This is a genomic window from Streptomyces fodineus, assembly GCF_001735805.1.
GTDB lineage: Bacteria > Actinomycetota > Actinomycetes > Streptomycetales > Streptomycetaceae > Streptomyces > Streptomyces fodineus.
Map to the genome: position 1 here is coordinate 1,566,960 of NZ_CP017248.1, position 18,231 is coordinate 1,585,190.

At 72.0% G+C, this 18,231-nt stretch carries 16 protein-coding genes and 4 pseudogenes; 9 read left to right on the forward strand and 11 right to left on the reverse strand.

The window, feature by feature from the left end; all coding sequences use genetic code 11:
• Window positions 1-43: 43 nt before the first annotated feature.
• A complete protein-coding gene (locus BFF78_RS06580) occupies window positions 44-1,204 on the reverse strand; it encodes a CaiB/BaiF CoA transferase family protein (protein ID WP_069777411.1) in 1,161 nt (386 codons plus the stop codon).
• Window positions 1,205-1,570: 366 nt separating this feature from the next.
• On the opposite strand from BFF78_RS06580, the gene BFF78_RS06585 reads away from it, so the two are divergent.
• Together BFF78_RS06585 and BFF78_RS06590 are read left to right on the forward strand one after the other, a co-directional pair.
• The gene (locus tag BFF78_RS06585; RefSeq protein WP_069777412.1) at window positions 1,571-2,758 is read left to right on the forward strand and encodes a saccharopine dehydrogenase family protein; all 1,188 of its coding nucleotides are present in this window, start codon (window positions 1,571-1,573) and stop codon (window positions 2,756-2,758) included.
• 125 nt (window positions 2,759-2,883) lie between these two features.
• Complete coding sequence (locus BFF78_RS06590) at window positions 2,884-3,072, forward strand: hypothetical protein (RefSeq protein WP_069783418.1); 189 nt, start codon at window positions 2,884-2,886, stop codon at window positions 3,070-3,072.
• On the opposite strand, the gene BFF78_RS06595 is transcribed toward BFF78_RS06590, so the two are convergent.
• On the reverse strand, window positions 3,036-3,776 hold the full coding sequence (locus BFF78_RS06595; RefSeq protein WP_069777413.1) for an endonuclease V: 741 nt from the start codon (window positions 3,774-3,776) through the stop codon (window positions 3,036-3,038). The two genes, BFF78_RS06590 and BFF78_RS06595, sit on opposite strands and share 37 nt — an antisense overlap.
• A 65-nt stretch (window positions 3,777-3,841) precedes the next feature.
• Here BFF78_RS06595 and BFF78_RS06600 point away from each other — a divergent pair.
• Window positions 3,842-4,018: pseudogene (locus tag BFF78_RS06600) on the forward strand (YciI family protein); the annotation flags it as partial.
• Between the two features lie 10 nt (window positions 4,019-4,028).
• Here the strand turns inward: BFF78_RS06600 and BFF78_RS06605 are convergent.
• Both BFF78_RS06605 and BFF78_RS06610 read right to left on the reverse strand, forming a co-directional pair.
• Window positions 4,029-4,367 carry a plasmid stabilization protein gene (locus BFF78_RS06605; RefSeq protein WP_069783419.1) on the reverse strand — a complete coding sequence of 113 codons (339 nt, stop codon included), beginning with the start codon at window positions 4,365-4,367 and terminating at the stop codon, window positions 4,029-4,031.
• 96 nt (window positions 4,368-4,463) lie between these two features.
• Window positions 4,464-5,567 carry a WD40/YVTN/BNR-like repeat-containing protein gene (locus tag BFF78_RS06610; RefSeq protein WP_418346624.1) on the reverse strand — a complete coding sequence of 368 codons (1,104 nt, stop codon included), beginning with the start codon at window positions 5,565-5,567 and terminating at the stop codon, window positions 4,464-4,466.
• A gap of 209 nt (window positions 5,568-5,776) precedes the next feature.
• Between BFF78_RS06610 and ssgD the strand changes: the two genes are divergently transcribed.
• Window positions 5,777-6,193, forward strand: coding sequence for a spore wall synthesis regulator SsgD (ssgD, locus tag BFF78_RS06615; protein WP_069777415.1), 417 nt, complete (start codon window positions 5,777-5,779; stop codon window positions 6,191-6,193).
• A 42-nt stretch (window positions 6,194-6,235) separates the two neighbouring features.
• Here ssgD and BFF78_RS49665 read toward each other — a convergent pair whose 3' ends face one another.
• Both BFF78_RS49665 and BFF78_RS47945 read right to left on the reverse strand, forming a co-directional pair.
• The gene (locus tag BFF78_RS49665) at window positions 6,236-6,727 is read right to left on the reverse strand and encodes an isocitrate lyase/phosphoenolpyruvate mutase family protein (protein ID WP_227025731.1); all 492 of its coding nucleotides are present in this window, start codon (window positions 6,725-6,727) and stop codon (window positions 6,236-6,238) included.
• Window positions 6,672-6,944, reverse strand: a pseudogene (locus tag BFF78_RS47945) (isocitrate lyase/phosphoenolpyruvate mutase family protein); the annotation flags it as partial. The pseudogene BFF78_RS47945 and the gene BFF78_RS49665, both read right to left, overlap by 56 nt.
• A gap of 293 nt (window positions 6,945-7,237) precedes the next feature.
• On the opposite strand from BFF78_RS47945, the gene BFF78_RS06630 reads away from it, so the two are divergent.
• The 3 genes from BFF78_RS06630 to BFF78_RS06640 all read left to right on the forward strand — a co-directional run bounded on the left by BFF78_RS06630 (window position 7,238) and on the right by BFF78_RS06640 (window position 11,029).
• The gene (locus BFF78_RS06630; protein ID WP_069777418.1) at window positions 7,238-8,863 is read left to right on the forward strand and encodes an ABC-F family ATP-binding cassette domain-containing protein; all 1,626 of its coding nucleotides are present in this window, start codon (window positions 7,238-7,240) and stop codon (window positions 8,861-8,863) included.
• A gap of 191 nt (window positions 8,864-9,054) precedes the next feature.
• A complete protein-coding gene (gene ddaH, locus BFF78_RS06635; protein WP_069777419.1) occupies window positions 9,055-9,831 on the forward strand; it encodes a dimethylargininase in 777 nt (258 codons plus the stop codon).
• 223 nt (window positions 9,832-10,054) lie between these two features.
• Window positions 10,055-11,029 carry an acyl-ACP desaturase gene (locus BFF78_RS06640; RefSeq protein WP_069777420.1) on the forward strand — a complete coding sequence of 325 codons (975 nt, stop codon included), beginning with the start codon at window positions 10,055-10,057 and terminating at the stop codon, window positions 11,027-11,029.
• A 78-nt stretch (window positions 11,030-11,107) separates the two neighbouring features.
• Here the strand turns inward: BFF78_RS06640 and BFF78_RS06645 are convergent, their stop codons facing one another.
• Window positions 11,108-11,353 carry a WhiB family transcriptional regulator gene (locus BFF78_RS06645; RefSeq protein ID WP_069783421.1) on the reverse strand — a complete coding sequence of 82 codons (246 nt, stop codon included), beginning with the start codon at window positions 11,351-11,353 and terminating at the stop codon, window positions 11,108-11,110.
• A gap of 269 nt (window positions 11,354-11,622) precedes the next feature.
• Between BFF78_RS06645 and BFF78_RS06650 the strand changes: the two genes are divergently transcribed.
• Together BFF78_RS06650 and BFF78_RS50050 are read left to right on the forward strand one after the other, a co-directional pair.
• Window positions 11,623-12,414 carry a VOC family protein gene (locus BFF78_RS06650; protein ID WP_069777421.1) on the forward strand — a complete coding sequence of 264 codons (792 nt, stop codon included), beginning with the start codon at window positions 11,623-11,625 and terminating at the stop codon, window positions 12,412-12,414.
• Window positions 12,415-12,689: 275 nt separating this feature from the next.
• Window positions 12,690-13,126, forward strand: a pseudogene (locus BFF78_RS50050) (transposase); the annotation flags it as partial.
• Window positions 13,127-14,299: 1,173 nt separating this feature from the next.
• On the opposite strand, the gene BFF78_RS06665 reads toward BFF78_RS50050, so the two are convergent.
• From BFF78_RS06665 to BFF78_RS06680, 4 genes and pseudogenes are all read right to left on the reverse strand, one after another.
• Window positions 14,300-15,028, reverse strand: a complete 729-nt coding sequence (locus BFF78_RS06665; protein WP_069777424.1) for a hypothetical protein — start codon at window positions 15,026-15,028, stop codon at window positions 14,300-14,302.
• A 241-nt stretch (window positions 15,029-15,269) separates the two neighbouring features.
• Window positions 15,270-16,358, reverse strand: coding sequence for a LacI family DNA-binding transcriptional regulator (locus tag BFF78_RS06670; RefSeq protein WP_069777425.1), 1,089 nt, complete (start codon window positions 16,356-16,358; stop codon window positions 15,270-15,272).
• 487 nt (window positions 16,359-16,845) lie between these two features.
• Window positions 16,846-17,109: pseudogene (locus tag BFF78_RS06675) on the reverse strand (MBL fold metallo-hydrolase); the annotation flags it as partial.
• A gap of 78 nt (window positions 17,110-17,187) precedes the next feature.
• Window positions 17,188-18,126 carry an ornithine cyclodeaminase family protein gene (locus tag BFF78_RS06680; RefSeq protein ID WP_069777427.1) on the reverse strand — a complete coding sequence of 313 codons (939 nt, stop codon included), beginning with the start codon at window positions 18,124-18,126 and terminating at the stop codon, window positions 17,188-17,190.
• Window positions 18,127-18,231: the final 105 nt, after the last annotated feature.

Here is an 18,231-nt window from a genome sequence, read left to right on the forward strand (position 1 = left end):
TGGTGTGCCTTTCGGGAGGGTGGGCCGAGCGGGGTGGGCCGGGTCAGTCGGCGTCGGTGACCTGGTCGGCGTTCACGGGTGCGGGTATCCCCCAGTCCCGCGTCACCGCCTCCGTGTCGGCGCCCGGCAGGGCGGGGCCGGTACGGACGCGCGTGGGGGTGGCGGAGAAGCGGGGGGCGGGGGCCGGCTGGGTGATGCCGGCGTGGTCGGTGAAGGTGCCGCGGGCGGCCAGGTGCGGGTGGTGCGGGGCCTCGCGCAGGGACAGCACGGGGGCGACGCAGGCGTCGGTGCCCTCGAAGAGTGCCGTCCACTCGTCCCGGGTGCGGGACCTGAAGCGGGCCGCGACACGCTCGCGCAGCTCGTCCCAGCGGGTGATGTCCTTGTGGGCCGGTGCCAGGTCGTCCAGGCCGAGCAGGCGCAGGAACTCCGCGTAGAACCGTCCCTCCAGGGCGCCGACCGCCATGTACTTGCCGTCGGCGGTCTCATAGGTGCCGTAGTAGGGGCAGCCGCCGTCGAGGAGGTTGGCGGCGCGCCGGTCCTGCCAGCCGCCGGCCGCGAGCATGCCGTGGATCATCGCGGACAGGTGGGCCGTGCCGTCGACGATGGCGGCGTCGACGACCTGCCCGGTGCCGGTCACGCGCGCGTGGTGCAGGGCGGCGAGGACACCGACGACCAGATAGAGGGAGCCGCCCGCGTAGTCGCCCAGCAGGTTCGCGGGGAAGACCGGGGGCTCGTCCGGGCGGCCGGTCATACCGAGGGCGCCGGTGAGCGCGATGTAGGCCACGTCGTGCCCCGCGCGGTCCGCGAGGGGGCCGTCCTGACCCCAGCCGGTCATACGGCCGTAGACCAGGCGGGGGTTGCGGGCGTGGCAGTCCCCGGGGCCGACGCCGAGCCGCTCGGCGACGCCCGGCCGGTAGCCCTCGATGAGGATGTCGGCGCGCTCGGCGAGGTCCAGCACGCGCGCGGGGCCGTCCGGTGCCTTCAGATCGACCACGACCGAGCGCTTGTTGCGGTTGGTCACGTCCCGGGCGGGGTCGATGCCCAGGCCGGGGCCGCCGGGCCGGTCCACCCGCACCACGTCGGCGCCCAGGTCGGCCAGGAGCATGGCGGCGAACGGGCCCGGCCCGATGCCGGCCAGCTCGAGCACGCGCACACCGGAGAGCGGACCGCCGCCCGGCGTCGCCGGCGTCCTTGCCGTCGTCATGCGTCCAGCCCCCAAGCACGTGTGTGACACAACTGATGTAACACCGGTGATGCTAAGAACGTGTTCCACCGGACACAAGCCCCAACGAGCAAGCGCTTAGCCAAGTGCCCGGCCACGCACCGATCACCCGGGAGAGTGAGCGGCGGACGCCCCGGGCGGGCCGGGCGGTCTCGTCCCGGAGCTCGACGGGGCCCAGCGGGCGGTGGCACCGGGCAGACGCAGCGCGAACTCGCGTACTTTCTCCCGCTTCTTCAGGGCATTCCTGGCTGCGGCCACCACTGCCTCCGGGCTGCTCGTCCTCGCTCGCTCCCCTCACGCTAGCCTCAGCCACCGACAGCGGCGCGTGCTGCGGGACCAAGGGGTGTCATGAGCAGGCTGAACAGGGCGGATCGCCCCTATGACCTCGTACTCTTCGGAGCCACCGGCTTCGTCGGCGCGCTCACGGCGGAGTATCTCGCCGCGCACGCGCCGAAGGAGCTGCGCTGGGCGGTGGCCGGCCGGGACGATCGGAAGCTGGAGCGGCTGCGCGAGCGCCTGCCCCGCGGCGCGGACGTCGGCGTCCTGCGGGCCGACGCGGCCGAACCCGCGAGCCTGCGCGCCCTCGCCGAGCACGCGCGCGTGGTGGCCACGACCGTCGGGCCGTACGTGCTGTACGGCGAGGAACTGGTCGCCGCCTGCGCGGACGCCGGCACCGACTACCTGGACCTGTCCGGCGAGCCCGAGTTCGTGGACCTGATGTACGTCCGGCACGACACGCGCGCACGAGAGACGGGCGCCCGTCTGGTGCACGCGTGCGGCTTCGACTCCGTACCCCACGACCTGGGCGTGTACTTCACGGTCCGGCAGCTGCCAGAGGGCGTGCCGCTGACCGTGGACGGGTACGTGACCGCCGACGCGGCCTTCTCCGGCGGCACCCTGGCCTCGGCGCTGAACCAGTTCGCCCGCGGCCGGCAGCTGCTGGCCGCCGCGCGCGAACGCGGTCGGCACGAGCCGCGGCTGATGGGGCGCCGGGTCGCGGCCCCCACGGGCGCACCCCGGTTCGCCAAGGAGGTCGGCGCATGGGCGCTGCCGTTGCCGACCCTCGACCCGCAGATCGTGCGCCGCTCGGCGAGGGCACTGGAGCGGTACGGCCCCGACTTCCGGTACCGGCACTACGCGGCGGTACGACGTCTGCCCGTCGCCCTGGGCGGGGTCGCCGCCGTCGGCACGGTCCTGGCGGCCGCCCAACTGCCGTCCGCCCGGCGCTGGTTTTCGGGACGGCTGCGGCCGGGGGACGGGCCGAGCGCGCAGAAGCGGGCGAGGAGCCGGTTCACGGTGCGCTTCGTCGGCGAGGGCGGCGGGCGGCGCGTGTTCACGGAGGTCTCGGGCGGCGACCCCGGCTACGACGAGACGGCGAAGATGCTCGCCGAGGCGGCCCTGTGCCTGGCCTTCGACGAGCTCCCGCCGACGGCCGGGCAGGTCACCCCGGCACAGGCGATGGGCGACGCCCTCACCGAGCGGCTGCGCGCCGCGGGGATCACCTTCCGGGTGGCGGCCACCGGCTTGGGTGCCTGATCCCCGGTTTGAGACTTGTGCACCCGGCGGACTGCGGCCCCTGCACCCATCGTCTCGAAAGTGTCACACGGTCTTTCAATGAAACGATGGAGGCCCAGGCCGAAGAGCCGAAGGAGCGGGCAAGGATGAAATTCGTACTCGAAGTGACCGTGGCCGAGGACGCGTCGGCGCAGGACCGCGCCGGTGAACTGGGGCGCATCCTGCGCTACTGGGGCGGGAACCTCGGCCACTACGCCCTCGAACCCGGGGACGGTTCCGCCGTCTACGACTCGGCGTTTCAGGAGGTCGGCGCCTGGCGCATCGACGGCTCCTGAGCGCCGCCCCGGGCGTTTCGTGCCGCGTCCCGAAGCGCCCGGCGGCACAGGGCGTCCGCCCGGCGGGTGGTCTCCGGCAGCCGGTAGCGCGGGGTCAGGGACAGGGTGTGGGCCAGGGCGTTGTCCAGGCTCACCCGGTGACCGACGGAGACGAAGACCGGTTTGACGCCGTCCCGGGTGCGCAGCGCGCGGCCGACCTCCTCGGCTCCCGCGAGCAGCGGGGCGGAGCAACCCCGCTGCGCACCGGGGTCGTCGTAGGTGAAGGTGAACGGGTTCTTGGCGACGCCGATGACCGGGAGGCCGGTGAGCACGCCGAGGTGGCTCGCGAGTCCGAAGCGGCGCGGATGGGCCAGGCCGTAGCCGTCGCAGACGACCAGGCCGGGCGGGCACGGCAGCCGGTCCAGGGCGGCCAGGACCGTGGGGATCTCACGGAAGGCCAGGAGGCCGGGCACATACGGGAAGGAGACCCGGCCGACGGCCGTCGCCTCGGCGACCACGTCCAGGGTGGCGGCGTCCAGCACGACGGCCGCCGCGGCGACGAGGTCGAGGGCGTCGTCATAGGCGACGTCGACCCCGGTGACCCGGCCCGTCCCGGGCTCCGGTCCGGGCTCGTCGCGCACCACCCGTCCGCGCAGTTCGTCCTGTACGGCGCGGGCCTCTTCCTCGGTCGCGGGCCAGCCCGCGGGTACGCCAACGGTCGTCATGGTGACGTCGACTCTACGGCCCGCAGGCCGGGTGCCGGAGGCGGGGGTAGGCTCGCGATCATGTGAAGAAACCGCGCGACGGCGGGGTGATCATCGCCGTCGCCGACGACCGTGCCCGGATCCAGGAGATCATCGCGGGCGACCCGTTCGCCGTCGGCGGCGTGTGCACGCACCGCGTCGTGGAGTTCATCGCCACGAAGACGGTTCCGGAACTGGCCCGCCACCGGCAGACACCCGACTGATCGTTCCTGCTCATCCCTTCTTGGCGTTCAGCGCGCGCTGCAGCTGGTCCTTGTTCATCTGCGAACGGCCTTCGATGCCACGCTGCTTCGCCTCGTTGTACAGCTGGTCGCGGGTCGGGCCCTGGGAGCCGACCCGGTTGCCCGACCGCTGGCCGCCGCGCTTGCTGGACGACATGTCCTGCGTCGAACTGCGGCTCGCGGTCCTGGACTCGCCGGAACGGGCACGTTCCTTGTTCACGGTCCGCGCGGCGATCTCCTTGGCGCGCCCGGCGCTCTCGCCCCGGTCCTGCGCGCTCTTCTTGATGTGCTCGTACTGGCGCTCGCGCTTGGCGCTGGAACCGGCCGGCATGATCACTCCCTTCCTCTGCGACGGACCTTGGCGCAAGGCTCCTTGCGCCAGCCTTTTGCCGCACGGAACAAGTACCCCGGCTCACGGGCGCTTACCTCAGCGTTCCAGCCGCGCGACCCGCCCCTGCTCACCGGCCGCCCAGCAGCTCAGGTCGGGCGTGCAGGCCACGGTGTCGTACGAGCCGGTGTCGATCGTGCGCCAGGTGCGGCCGGCGTCCGTGGTGAGGTCGGTGCCGCTGGGGCCGACGGCGAGGGCGGCGGTACGGCTGTGCGGCAGCCAGGCGGCTCCGGAGCGATAGGCCGGCGGGGGCGTGGCGGACGGCGTCCAGGTGCGGCCACCGTCGGCGGTGACGGCGGCGGCCTGGGGCGAACTCTGGTCGGGGCGGTAGTCGCCGCCGACGGCCAGACCGTGCGCCCGGTCGCGGAAGGCGAGCGCGAAGACGCCCTTGGCCGGATCGCCGGCCGGGACCGGCGTGTCGGCGGCCGTCCAGGTCAGTCCGCGGTCGGCGGAGTGCAGCACGCGCGCGTGGGCGCCGCCGCCGGTGGCCAGCCAGACGTCCTCCGGGCCCGAGGTGACCAGACACTGGCCGCTGGCGGCGAAGCCGGCCTCGCCGTCCAGGGCGGGCGGCATGCCGGCCGAGGGCAGCACCCGCCAGGAGCGGCCGCCGTCGCTCGTGGACAGGATGCGGAACCGTCCGTCCACGGGGTCGCTCATCGCGAGGCCGTGCCGGCGGTCGAAGAAGGCCAGGCAGTCGTAGAACGCCTTCGGGTCGGTGTTGCGGAAGGACTCGGTCCAGGTCGCTCCGCCGTCGGCGGTGCGGTACACGCGGGACGCCTCGCCCTCACCGATGGCCAGCACCACCGCGCGCCGCGCGTCGAACGCCTCGACATCCCGGAACTGCAGATCGGCCGCGCCCGGCGGAGAGACGTTTCGCCAGCTGGTCCCGCCGTCCGTGGTGCGCAGCACCGTGCCGCCGGTGCCGGCCAGCCAGGCGGTGTGCCGGTCGACCGCCGCCAGGCCCCGGAAGCGGACCTGCGGGGTGCCCGGGTCCTTGGGCGCCCAGTGGGGGCTCCCGCGCCCGAGGGGTCCGGCCTGGGCCGCCGGGACGGTCAGCGCGGCCAGCGCCGCCCCGCACGCCACCCCCACCGCCACCAGCCTGCCGGTGCGTCCTCTGCGTCGCGTGTTCACCGAGCGCCTCATGGCGGGCGAAGCTAGCCCACCGGCCCGGCGCCGTCCAGAGGCCAACTGCCCGCCGCTGCGGGCGGAAACGGCCGGTGCCCCGCCGTGCATGAATGCGGTGACCGAGGTCACTCGTGATTCCTGTGCACGGATCGGCCGGATCCGTCGTCTCTTCCATTGCCGGGTGCTGACATCCAGGCGTAGTCCAGCCGTCACGAGGGAGCAAGGCGTTGTCCACCGTCATCGAGCAGCCCGTAGAGGCCCGTCTCGTCGCCGCCGCACCGCGTATGCCGAGCATTCCCGCCACGCTGCGCTACGACCGATGCGACCCGTTCGCCGTCGTCATGACCTTCCCCGCCCCGGCCACCCTCGAGGGGGTCGATGTGTGCTGGACCTTCTCCCGCGAGCTGCTGACGGCCGGACTGCACCAGCCCGAGGGGCACGGGGACGTCCGGGTGCGGCCGTACGGCTACGACCGCACCGTACTGGAGTTCCACGCCCCCGAGGGCACCGCGATCGTGCATGTGCGCTCGGGCGAGATCCGCCGCTTCCTGGAGGCGACCAGCCAGCTCGTCCCCGTCGGCCTCGAACACCTCCAGCTCGACCTGGACCACGACCTGGCCGAACTGATGCGGGACGCCTGCTGAGCGCTACGCGCGCGTGAAGCCGAATCGTCGACTCACGCGGACTCACGCGCGCGTGGGCGACGCGTTCGGCCCGCCATAGCCGTACCGGTCGGCCGGCGTCCCGTACGTGCCCGCCTCCAGCAGCTCCCACGGCGGACCGGGGCGTGGCAGCCTGGCGAGACCCGAGCCCGCGCTGGTGCGGGCCACGCCGAGGGCGGCCGGCGCGGCGACGGACGGCGCGCCGGGGAAACTCATCACGCCGACCGGGCCGTCGATGCCCACCACCAGTTCCTTCACCGTCCCCGGGTCGACAGCCCCGAGGACGAAGCTCCCGTCGGCGCCCGCGCGGGCGGCGGTGATGCTCCCCCAGACCTCGTCCGAGGACCCCCACTTCGCTTCGCTCGCCTGCTCCCCGACGGGCCGCAGCGGCTCGCCCCCCCTCCTCGTGCCCGGCGTCCCCGATGTCGACGCCGACCGCGCTCGCGGCGAGCACGGCCCGGACGATGTCGGCGACCCCGGCCGGGTCCGGGCCGTAGCCGCCCTCGATGTCCGCACCGACCGAGACGCGTACGGCGGCGGTGATGCGGGCCACGAAATCCAGGTCGCGGTCGAGCCGGTCGCCGTCGGCGGCACCGCAGGCCCAGGCCGGCCCGGCGCTGGTGGTCGCGACGGCCGTGGCTCCGGCCTCGCCACAACGGCGACGCCGACCGCGTCCCAGGCGTTGGGCAGCACGAGCGGCCCGGCCGGGCGCGTGCGCCAAGCCACCAGGCACTCGGCGTGGGCCGGGGCCGGCTCTTAATTGCGTTGACAGCCACCAGGCGCCCTTCTACGGTGTACATCGGTCCTGTTGCCGTCGATTGGAGAAGGACGTTGCTCGTCTGAGGTCCTGAGGCATCGCGTCGCACCGGTTGAGGTGTGTGCGCGGCGTACGACCTCGGCGTCCGAGCCGTCCTCCGGCGCAGGCCCTTTTCATGGGTTCTTCGTGCCCCACGACCTTTCGGTTCCCGCCTCGCGGTGTCTCGACATGCGCCCACCCGACCGCACGAAACCCTTCGCGAGGCTCCCATGTCACTTTCCCTCACCGGTACGTCCCTGTCCTTCGCCTGGCCCGACGGCACCGCCGTCTTCGACGGCCTCGACATCGCCTTCGGCCCCGGCCGGACCGGGCTCGTCGGCGTCAACGGATCAGGGAAATCAACCCTGTTGAAGCTGCTGGCCGGCGAACTCATCCCGGCCGACGGCGCCGTCAAGGTCGCCGGCGAGGTCGGCTACCTCCCGCAGAACGTCACCCTCGACACCGCGCTCCGCGTCGAGCAGGTCCTCGGCATCGCCGCACGGCGGGCCGCCCTGCAGGCCATCGAGGCGGGCGACGTAGCCGAGGAGCACTTCGAGACACTGGGCGACGATTGGGACGTGGAGGAGCGCGCCCTCGTCACGCTCGGCGAACTCGGTCTCGGCCACATCGGCCTGGACCGCACGGTCGGCGAGGTCTCCGGCGGTGAGTCGGTGCTGCTGCGGCTGGCCGCGCTGCTGCTGCGCCGCCCGGACGTGCTGCTGCTGGACGAGCCCACCAACAACCTGGACCTGTACGCGCGGCGCCGGCTGTACCAGGCCGTCGCCGCATGGCCCGGCGTGCTGGTCGTGGTCAGTCACGACCGGGAACTGCTCGACCTGGTCGACCAGATCGCGGACCTGCGCGCCGGAAAGGTCACCTGGTACGGCGGCAACTTCTCGGCGTACGAGGAGGCGCTGGCCGTCGAGCAGGAGGCGGCCGAGCGGATGGTGCGCGTCGCCGAGGCCGATGTGCGCAAACAGAAGCGCGAACTGGCCGACGCCCAGGTCAAGCTGGCCCGCCGCAAGCAGTACGGGCAGAAGATGTGGGACTCCAAGCGCGAGCCGAAGATCGTCATGGGTGCCCGCAAACGCTCCGCCCAGGAGTCGGCGGGCAAGCACCGCATCATGCACGAGGAGCGGCTCGCCGAGGCCCGGGAACGCCTGGACGAGGCGGCGGAGGCGGTACGGGACGACGACGAGATCCGCGTCGACCTGCCGTACACGGCCGTACCGCCCGGCCGGCAGGTACTCACCCTGGAGAACCTGCACATGGCCTACCACGCGCGCGTGGCGGGCATTCTCGATCTGCGCGGCCCGGAACGGATCGCGCTGGTCGGCCGCAACGGCGCCGGCAAGACGACACTGCTGCGGACCGTCGCCGGGGAGCTGGCGCCGGTGTCCGGCGAGGCACGCGCGCACGTGCCGCTGCGCTTCCTGCCCCAGCGGCTGGATGTGCTGGACGACGCGCTGACGGTCGCGGAGAACGTGGCCCGGTTCGCGCCGGGCGCCACCAACAACCGGATCCGGGCGCGCCTGGCCCGCTTCCTGTTCCGGGGCGCACGCGCCGACCAGAAGGCGGCCACCCTGTCCGGCGGCGAACGGTTCCGGGCGGCCCTGGCCGCGTTGATGCTCGCCGAACCGGCGCCCCAGCTGCTGCTGCTCGACGAGCCGACGAACAACCTCGACATGGCGAGCGTACGGCAGCTGACCTCGGCCCTGGAGTCGTACGAGGGCGCACTGCTCGTGGCCAGCCACGACCTGCCGTTCCTCGAGTCGATCGGCATCACCCGCTGGCTGCTGATGGAGGAGGGAGAACTGAGGGAAGTCACACCGGAAGAAGTCGGTCATCTCTGCTGACGCGGGCTGCATGCCCGGCGGCGGGGTGATGGTCACGGCGGAGCACCCGCGCAGGGCGGCGAGCGGACGTCTCAGGAGGGGCACAGCCTGACAACGAGGGTTTTGTCCTGGCCGGAGCGGGTTGCATGATGGCGGACCGGCGCCGCGTTCACCGGCGCCGGCCACCGCACCACCGATTCGAAAGGCCCCTCGTGCCCAGCAAGAAGGCCCTCGTCCGCCGCCCCAGCCCCCGCCTCGCCGAAGGCCTGGTGACGCACATCGAGCGGGAGAAGGTCGATGTGGGGCTCGCCGTCGAGCAGTGGGAGGCCTACGTCGAGGCCCTGCGCACGCACGGCTGGGAGACCATCGAGGTCGACCCGGAGGACGACTGCCCGGACTCGGTGTTCGTCGAAGACACCGTCGTCATGTACAAGAACGTGGCGTTGATCACCCGGCCGGGCGCGGAGTCCCGGCGCGAGGAGACCGTCGGCGTGGAGGAGGCGGTGGCCCGCCTCGGCTGCTCGGTGAACTGGATCTGGGAGCCGGGCACGCTGGACGGCGGTGACGTCCTGAAGGTCGGCGACACGGTGTACGTCGGCCGCGGCGGACGCACCAACGCGGCCGGTGTGCAGCAGGTGCGGGCCGCCTTCGAGCCGCTGGGCGCGCGCGTGGTGCCCGTCCCCGTGAGCAAGGTGCTGCACCTGAAGTCGGCGGTGACCGCGCTGCCCGACGGCACGGTGATCGGGCACATCCCGAAGGTCGACCGCCCGTCGCTGTTCCCGGGCTTCCTGTCGGTGCCCGAGGAGTCCGGCGCGCATGTGGTGCTGCTCGGCGGGCACAAGCTGCTGATGGCGGCGAGCGCACCGAAGACCGCGGAGCTGCTGACCGATCTCGGCCACGAGGTGGTCACGGTGGACATCAGCGAGTTCGAGAAGCTCGAGGGTTGTGTGACGTGCCTCTCGGTGCGACTGAGGGAGTTGTACGCCTGAACGGTGATCCCATCGCCGCGACGACCCCTGGACCTGCGGGTCCTGGGCCGTTTGGCACGCCCTCAAAAAGCCGGTGCGGGGCGCTGATCAGCGATCTTTACAGTGAACTTAACCTACGGCTTCGTAACCTACGGATTCGTAGCCTACGATCTCGTAGGTTTCCCGGCACCGCTCGCCGGCCCGTTCCCATTCTCCCCCGTGTTCGGCGTCCCCTGGAGTTCTCGTGACGATCACCTCCCCTCACCTCGGCAGCCCGTCCGCATGGACCGACGCGCGGCTGCTGTTCGCGCTGGAGGAAGTGGTCGAGAACGAGCTGAACCGGCATCTGAAGATCGCCAAGGACTGGATGCCGCACGAGTACGTGCCGTGGAGCGACGGCCGTAACTTCCCCGGCCTGTTCGAGGACGGGGAGGCCTGGGACAAGGACCAGTCCAAGGTGACCGAGATCGGCCGTATCGCCCTCGTGGTCAACCTGCTCACCGAGGACAACCTGCCGAGCTACCACCACGAGATCGCCACGCTCTTCGGCCGTGACGGCGCCTGGGGTACCTGGGTGCACCGCTGGACGGCCGAGGAGGGCCGACACGGCATCGTGATGCGCGACTATCTCCTCGCCTCGCGCGCGGTGGACCCGGACAAGCTGGAACAATTCCGGATGGCCCACATGAGCGAGGGCTTCGAGTCCGACAACCGGCACTCGATGCTGCACTCGGTCGCCTACGTCGCCTTCCAGGAGCTGGCCACCCGGATCTCGCACCGCAACACCGGCCACCAGTCCGGCGACCCGGTCTGTGACCGCATGCTGGCCCGCATCGCGACCGACGAGAACCTGCACATGGTCTTCTACCGCAATCTGCTGAAGGCCGCCTTCGAACTGGCCCCCGATCTGACCATGCAGGCCGTGCGAGACGTGGTCGTCAACTTCCGGATGCCCGGACACGGCATCCCCGGCTTCGAGCGGGCCGCCGCGCAGATGGCCATCGGCGAGGTCTACAACCTGCGCATCCACCACGACGACGTGCTGCAGCCCGTGCTGCGCTTCCTGAAGGTCATGGAGATCGACGGCCTCGGCCCCGAGGGACGCCAGGCGCAGGAGGAACTCGGCCTGTTCATGGGCGGCCTGGACGCGGAGGCCCTGAAGTTCGACGAGAAGCTGGCCGCCCGCAAGGCCCGCATGACGGCGCGCGCCGGGGGCTGACCTCCGCCCGGCCGGCGTGTCGCGGCATGTGGCCGGGCCGCTGTGTCCGCCGCTGCCGCCGCCGTGGCGGGTCCGGTCTCAGTGGGACGTGCGGCGCAGGGCCAGGCGTTCCTTCTCGGACAGGCCGCCCCAGACGCCGAAGCGCTCGTCGTTCGTCAGCGCGTAGTCCAGGCAGGCGGGGCGCAGCTCGCACATGGCGCAGATGCGCTTCGCCTCGCGCACCGAGCTGCCGGGCTCGGGGAAGAAGAAGTCCGGCCCGGTCTGCGCGCACAGGGCCTGCGCCTGCCAGGTGTCATCGGCCGGGGTGATCGTCTCGAAGTGCATGACGAGGATCGTGCCGCGCGGCGAAAAACGTTCGATCAACGCCGGGTCAACGTCTCCGTCAAGGCCTCCGGCCGCCCCGATGATGCTCCTTGGGGCCCGCCCGCGCACGGCGGCGCGCGGGGCGGGGCGAAACCCGCAGAACGCGCCCGCTCACCCAGGGTGAGACCGGGGTTCGCTCCGGCGCGCCGCGGTGCTCCGGCGGCGATTGTCAGTGGGGGGTGCCAGACTCGGCAGTGCACAGGACGGGACCCCTTTCGAGGAGGGCGAAGATGCTCACCACCCGTTTCGTCAACGGCGCTCCGAACTGGATCGACATCGGCACCCCCGACATCGACGGCGCCATCTCCTTCTACGGCGGCCTCTTCGACTGGCAGTTCCAGTCGGCGGGGCCCGATGCAGGCGGCTACGGCTTCTTCCAGCTGGGCGGCAGGACCGTCGCGGGCGGCATGCAGTCCGGCCCCGAGCAGGGCCCGCCCGCCTGGACGGTGTACTTCCAGAGCGCGGACGCACAGGCCACCGCCAAGGCGGCCGAACAGGCCCACGGCAGCGTGCTGTTCCAGCCGATGGACGTGATGGGACAGGGCCACATGGCGATCCTCGCCGACCAGGCGGGCGTGCCCTTCGGGATCTGGCAGCCGGGGCAGACCAAGGGCGTTGACGTGGCCGGCGAGCCGGGCGCGCTGTGCTGGGTCGAGCTGTACACCCCGGACATCGCGGCAGCCGCCGCCTTCTACCACCAGGTGCTCGCTCTGGAGACCTCCGCCGTGCCCTTCCCTGGCGGGACGTACACCTGCGTCAATCCGGCCGACGGCGGGGACGACGCGATGTTCGGCGGGATCGTGCCGCTGTCCGACGCCCCGGCCGAGGCCGACGGCAGTCCGTACTGGCTGCCGTACTTCGAGGTCGAGGACACCGACGCGGTGGTCGACAAGGCGCAGCAGCTCGGCGGAAAGGTGCGCATGCCGGCGACGTCCATGGAAGGCATCGGCCGCATGGCCAAGCTCACCGACCCGTACGGCGCCCGTTTCGCGGTGATCAAGAGCGAGCAGCCCCAGGGCTGAACCCGGCCGGCCGGACCGGAGCCATGCGGGGGCTGGGCGGTTTCGTTCGGATCGGTTGGCCGTCGGTCCGGGCGCGCCGTCAACTGATGCGCGGTAGGCGCGGATCGGGCCGTTGCTCCCGGACCGGACGCCGAAGCGGGGTGGTCGCAGGCGGGATCACCGTGAGGTGCTCGACGCCGTCGCCTTCACGTTCGGCCCAGGCCAGGTCCTCATCGGCGTCGGCCCGGGCCGTCAGCGGGTGAACACGCGCTCCCAGGTGCCGTCGACGGCCCGCATCCGTGTCGGTGGACTCCACGATCGTGCGGGCTCACCAGCACGCGGCCGGGGCACCCGAAAAGGGCCCCGGCCGGCGAACCGGCCGACCATGCCGTCGGCCGGTTCGCCGACGGACTGACCACGAAGATCCACCTCGCTGCCGATGCGCGCTGTCGGCCTCTGGCGTTCGTTCTCACCACGGGCCAGGCCGGTGATGCGCCGGCCACCACCGACCTCATGGCCCGCCTGCGCATCCCCCCACGACTAGGGCGCGCGCACCAGGCCGGACGCGCTCCTTGCGGCCAAGGCCTGCCCATCCCGCGCGATCCATGATCACCTGCGCAAGCGCGGCATCCCGGCGGTGATCCCGGCCCCGGCGGACCGGCGAGGCCACCGGCTGCGACGGGGCGGCAGGCCACCAGCCTTCGACCGCGACACCCACAAGCAGCGCAACACGGGAATCGTATGAAGAACGCACTCGGTGTCCCATGACAGGAGTTCGAGGCGAGACTCTTCGAGTGAAAAAACCGGGGCAAGGCCACCTGACTGGCGGTTCGCTGGTTGTTGGGGAGATCTCCACACCATACGTTCAGCTCCAGTTCTCACAGCGGCGGCACCCGTGCACGGAGTTCGTGCAGACCTGCCACAGACCACAAAGCCGAGAGGAACAGTCATGCGCCTGATCCGCTGCGCCCTCGCTGCTGCAACGGCGGCGGCTTCCGCCTCAGCCATCGGCCTGCCCCTCTTCTTCACGGACTGGATGCCCCAGAGTTCCGGTGCCACGCAGGTCCGCATGGTCAGCGCCCCCGGCATCCTGCGGGGCAAAGCCGAACCGCCCAAGGCGCCCTTCACGAGTCCGGGGCCGCAGGCGCCCCCCTGTTACAGCTACGGCGGCCCCTACTGCGGCTGGGTGCGGACATACTGGGGCGGCTGCGACAAGGAGTGGGGCCTGAGCTTCGGATTCAAAGACCCTGATCGGATCTGCCGCCACGATCCCCTCCCGAGCCCCTCGGAGACAGCCAGTCCCTCGGAGACAGCCAGTCCCTCGGCCACGTCGTCCTCCGGCCGAATCGGCGGTTCCTCGGCCAGACTCAGCCGCTTAGAGAGGCCCCACAGCTTGGCCGGGCCCCACCGCTCGGCCAAGCCCAGCCCCACGGCCACATCCAGCCCCTTGGGACACGTCGGCCGCCACCGGAAGCAGCAGCTTCCCCTGACCAGTCCCGCCGAGAGACCTCCGGCGATCAGTAACGGCGGCGGTACGTACCCGCCGGTGGCGGTCGAACCGCAGGCGCTGCCGGGGGAAGGAGACCTGCTCGGCTCTCGCCCCGGTCTCCGCACCGGGGCCGGCCGGCCCGTACCGGACCGTGACAGCCAGGCAGACTACACAGCGAGTCTTCTACAAGCCGCAAATCGATCCATGGAGGACTACGTCTTCGGCTGCCCGACAACCGCGTGGGCCGCTGGACGGAGCTGCAGCGATGCGGCGCCGTCCCGGCGTGGCCGGCCCGGCCGGCTCCCCGGAGGCTGGCCCTTCGTCAATTGGTACGCGTGGGGTGGCAGCACCTTCGGTCCCTGACGCCACATGACGTCAGGGACCGAAGGTGCTGCCGGTTCCCCTTCCCGCCGAGTGTCACTCGGCAGAACGACGTCGGCGAAGCCAGGCCGCAGCCAGCGTTCCCAGAATCATCAGCAAACCGCCGACCGCGATCACGATGGTCTTCGCGCTCAGAAGGTCGGTGCTCCAGCCGGCAGCCGCACTATCACGCGGCCCCCCGGGGGCGAGAGTCTCACCCTTGCCGTTTTGATGCTGGGGCGACGGGGAGCCGGACGGACCACTCCCATCAGCACCACCATGCGGACGAGCACCGTCCTCGCGGTCCCCGTTGTCCTCGTCGTCGGCGCAGTGGGCGGCCGGGAAGGGAAATCTGCGCTTGTGGCGGTCGAAGGCCTTCACCTCGAAGAGCGGGTGCACCTTGAAGAAGTCACGAATCGCAAACTCATACTGGTTGGAGGTCTGTGTGGGATAAGTGACGTCCAAATACGTCGAGACGGAAAAGGTGTCCCACGGTGCCGCCGGCGACGAGGACGAGGACGAGGACCCTTGGAGGACGAGAGCCTCAGGCCCATGTCGGCCATTGATCAGAATGGCCCTCAGGCCCTTGTCGATGAGCACGACACGGCGCTGGCTGTGGCAGTGACGCCAGGGATTGTGGTGACCGTGGTCACCGTCCCCTTCATGGAGCCACAGGGAGCCGGCCGCGTTCCGTGCCGACGCCTGTGCGGCGAGGCCGGCCGAGGGAGACACGAGGGCGATAGCCGCACCCGCCAGCGGCGCTGCAACCCAGGAACGAAAATTCATTCGATGACCTCCATGGGTGGCGGACGCAGGCGACCGCCTGCTGCACGACACATTCGAAATCTCAGAAGAAGTTAAGAGAAATCAACTCGCCACATCGTGGACATCCTCGCGGAGCCGTACTTCTTGTCACTCAACCGCAGTATTCTCATGGGCCACTTGCGCGTTCCCGACGGCATGTACCTGACAGGATCACATCGCGGGCATGTCCCTCTGGTCCGCACGGCGGCCCAGACGAAAGACCCTAGGCGGAGGCGCGTCGTATCAGCGTGGTCGGGAGAATCACGCCGCCGGCGGGCGCCGAGGCCACCGTGGTTCCGGTCCGGTCGCGACCGCCGGCCAGGCCGCGCAGCAGCAGGCGGGCCATCAGACGCCCCATCTCCTCGATCTCCTGACGGACCGTGGTCAACGGCGGGTCGGCCTCCATCGCGACGGGCAGCATGTCGTCGAAGCCGATCACGGCCACGTCCTCGGGCACCCGTCGGCCGCTCGCACGCAGCACGCGCAGGGCGCCGAGCGCGGTGAGGTCGTTGGCGGCGAAGACGGCGTCCACGTCCGGGCAGCGGTCGAGGAGTCCGCGCATGGCGCGTTCGCCGCCGGCCGGGGTGAAGTCGCTCTCCACGACCAGCCGGGGATCGTTCCCGCCGGGCACCTCGGCCATGACGTCCCGGTAGCCGTCGAGCCGGTCCACCGCCGACGTCTGGTCCAGGGCGCCGGTGAGGTGCGCGACGCGGGTGCGGCCGAGGCCGACGAGATGCCGTACGGCCGCGCGTGCCCCGCCCCGGTTGTCGCAGTCGACGTACACCACGCCCGGGTCCTCCCCGGTGGGGCGTGTGGAGCCCGCCACCTGGTCGCCCCAGTGGGGTCGGCCGCCGAACACGGTGGGCACGCCGGCGTCGTGGATGAGGCCGGGCAGCGGGTCGTCGAGGTGCAGGGAGAAGACCAGGGCGCCGTCGACATGGCCGCCGGCGAGATACCGGGCCACGCGCGCGTGGTCGTCACGGCCCTCGGTGAGCAGCAGCACCAGCTGGTTGTCGTGGGCGGTCAGTTCCTTGCTGATGCCGCGCAGCTGCAGGGCGAAGAAGGGGTCGGTGAAGACCCGTGTCTCGGGCTCGGCGATGACGACCGCGACGGCGTCGTGCCGCTTGGTGACGAGGCTGCGCGCCGCCTGGTTGGGTACGTAACCCAGCTCCGCCACGGCCTGCCGTACCCGCTCGGCCAAGGGCTCGCGCACGCCGTCGCCACCGTTGACCACCCGCGACACGGTGGCCCGGGACACACCGGCCCGCGCGGCCACGGCCTCCAGCGTGGGACGCGACACTCCCTCGGTCACTTCGGGACTCCTCATCGGCGGCTGCCGGTCAGAATAACCGCGCGGTGACGACACCGCCGGGGTGCCGGAGGGGCGGCTCGCCAAGGGCTGTGAAGAGCCTGCGGTGTCGCGGCTCCGCCTCCGCGAGCCGGCTGCGGCGGCCATACCGACCTGCCCGCCGCCGTGGATCGATCCGGCCGGTGCGGCACGAGTACGGCGGAGTCCGGTGCACGGCGCACGACGGAATCCGGTGTATGGCGCACACGGCCTCGGTGCACGTCGGCCGGGTCGTGCGCTTCGGCGGGTACTGCGCCGCCACGGACCGGATCGCGGCCTGCCGGCTGACCGACGAGACGGTGTCGGTGGGGGGATCAGCGACGGTCAGCCCCGACGGCGCGGCGCCCCGCTCGGCCGCCGGAAGCCGTGCCGTCTCCCAAGGTCCCCGGCTCTACGGCCAGGACGCGCCCGGCAACAAGCGGGCTTCGCCCTTGCGTGCGCCGCAGGTATACAGCGCCGTGTTGGCGGACTTCTCCTTGCCGATGGTGGTGGCGTCCCCGTCCGTCTGCGCGGAGGAGCAGAAGCTGCCGGAGCCGTGCGTGGGCAGCGCGGCCGTTTCGTCCGGCAGCTCGGCCGCCAGGCGGTGTGCGGGGGCGTGCTGGGTACCGGCCGGCTGCTCGGTCAGCCGTGGCTCGACCAGGTCTGGCCGGCTGCCCGTGCCGATCAGCAGTGACCCACCCGTGAACGCCGCCACCGGCTCGCCCTGCTCCCGCAGGGCGACGGTCGTCCGGGGTCGCCTCTCGCCGGCCGAGCCCGCCCGCGCGAACCACAGGAAGGCGAAGGGGGGCTCGGTTCAGTTCAGCAGGTCGATCGTCGCTCCTACGCCCCGGCGCTCCGCCTCCCGCCATGCGAGCCAGGTGAGGGCCAGGTCCTGCCAGGGGAGGCCGACGGGAGCGTACACCGTGCGCTGTCGGGCCGAGGTGCGCCCGGGGTGCGTGCCGCGCAGGACGTCCGTGAGGGTGGCGTCTGCGGTGGTGCGGGTGAGACCGGGTGCCGCCAACGCGCCCATGCGTGCGGCGAGTTCCTCGTCGTCGACGATGAGGAGCGCGGCGTCCAGCAGGTCGGGGGCGAGTTCCCGCTTGCCGGGCTCGTCGGTGCCGAGGCTCGTGAAGTGCTGTCCGGCGCGGGTGTCCGCGAGGGCGAGCAGCGGGGTCCGGGACCAGGTCGCGAGCAGGACGGTGTCGGCCGCCTTGGCCACCGCGCCGGCCGAGTCCAGCACCCGACCGCCGTACCGGGCGGCGAACGCCGCGGCCCGCCCGGAGTCGGTGTCGTGGACGACGAGTTGCCCTGGCCGGCACTCGCTCTCCAGGCCGCGCAGTGTCAACTCGGCCTGGGCACCGGCTCCGATCACGCCCAGCACGTCGTACCCGGCGGGGGCCAGAAGCGCGGTTCCGAGGGCGGCGGCGAGTCCGGTACGCCAGGCGGTGACGGTCGCCGAGTCGAGCAGGGCGAGCAGTTCGCCGTCGGCGCCGCTGTGCAGGCAGATCACCCCGCGCAGGGCGGGCCGGGCCCCGGGGAACTTGGCGTTGACCTTCGCCGTGTACGCGTCGATGCCGGGCAGGAGGCCGGGGATGAGCGCGGTGGCGGTACCGGGGAACGGCAGGTCGGTGCGGACCCGTTGGCCGGGCACGGCGGCAGCATCGGCCGCGCGGAATCCCTCGCGCAGGGCGGCGAGGCAGGCCGCGGGTTCGAGCAGGGCCTCCAGGTCGGTGCGGGTCAGTACGCGGGTCATGCCCGCATGATCCCTGGGCTCGGGGCCGTTGTCAGTGGCGTGGTGCATGCTGTGATCAGTGGCGGAGGGGCGCCATGGATCACGGGGGGGGACAGGGTGTTCAGG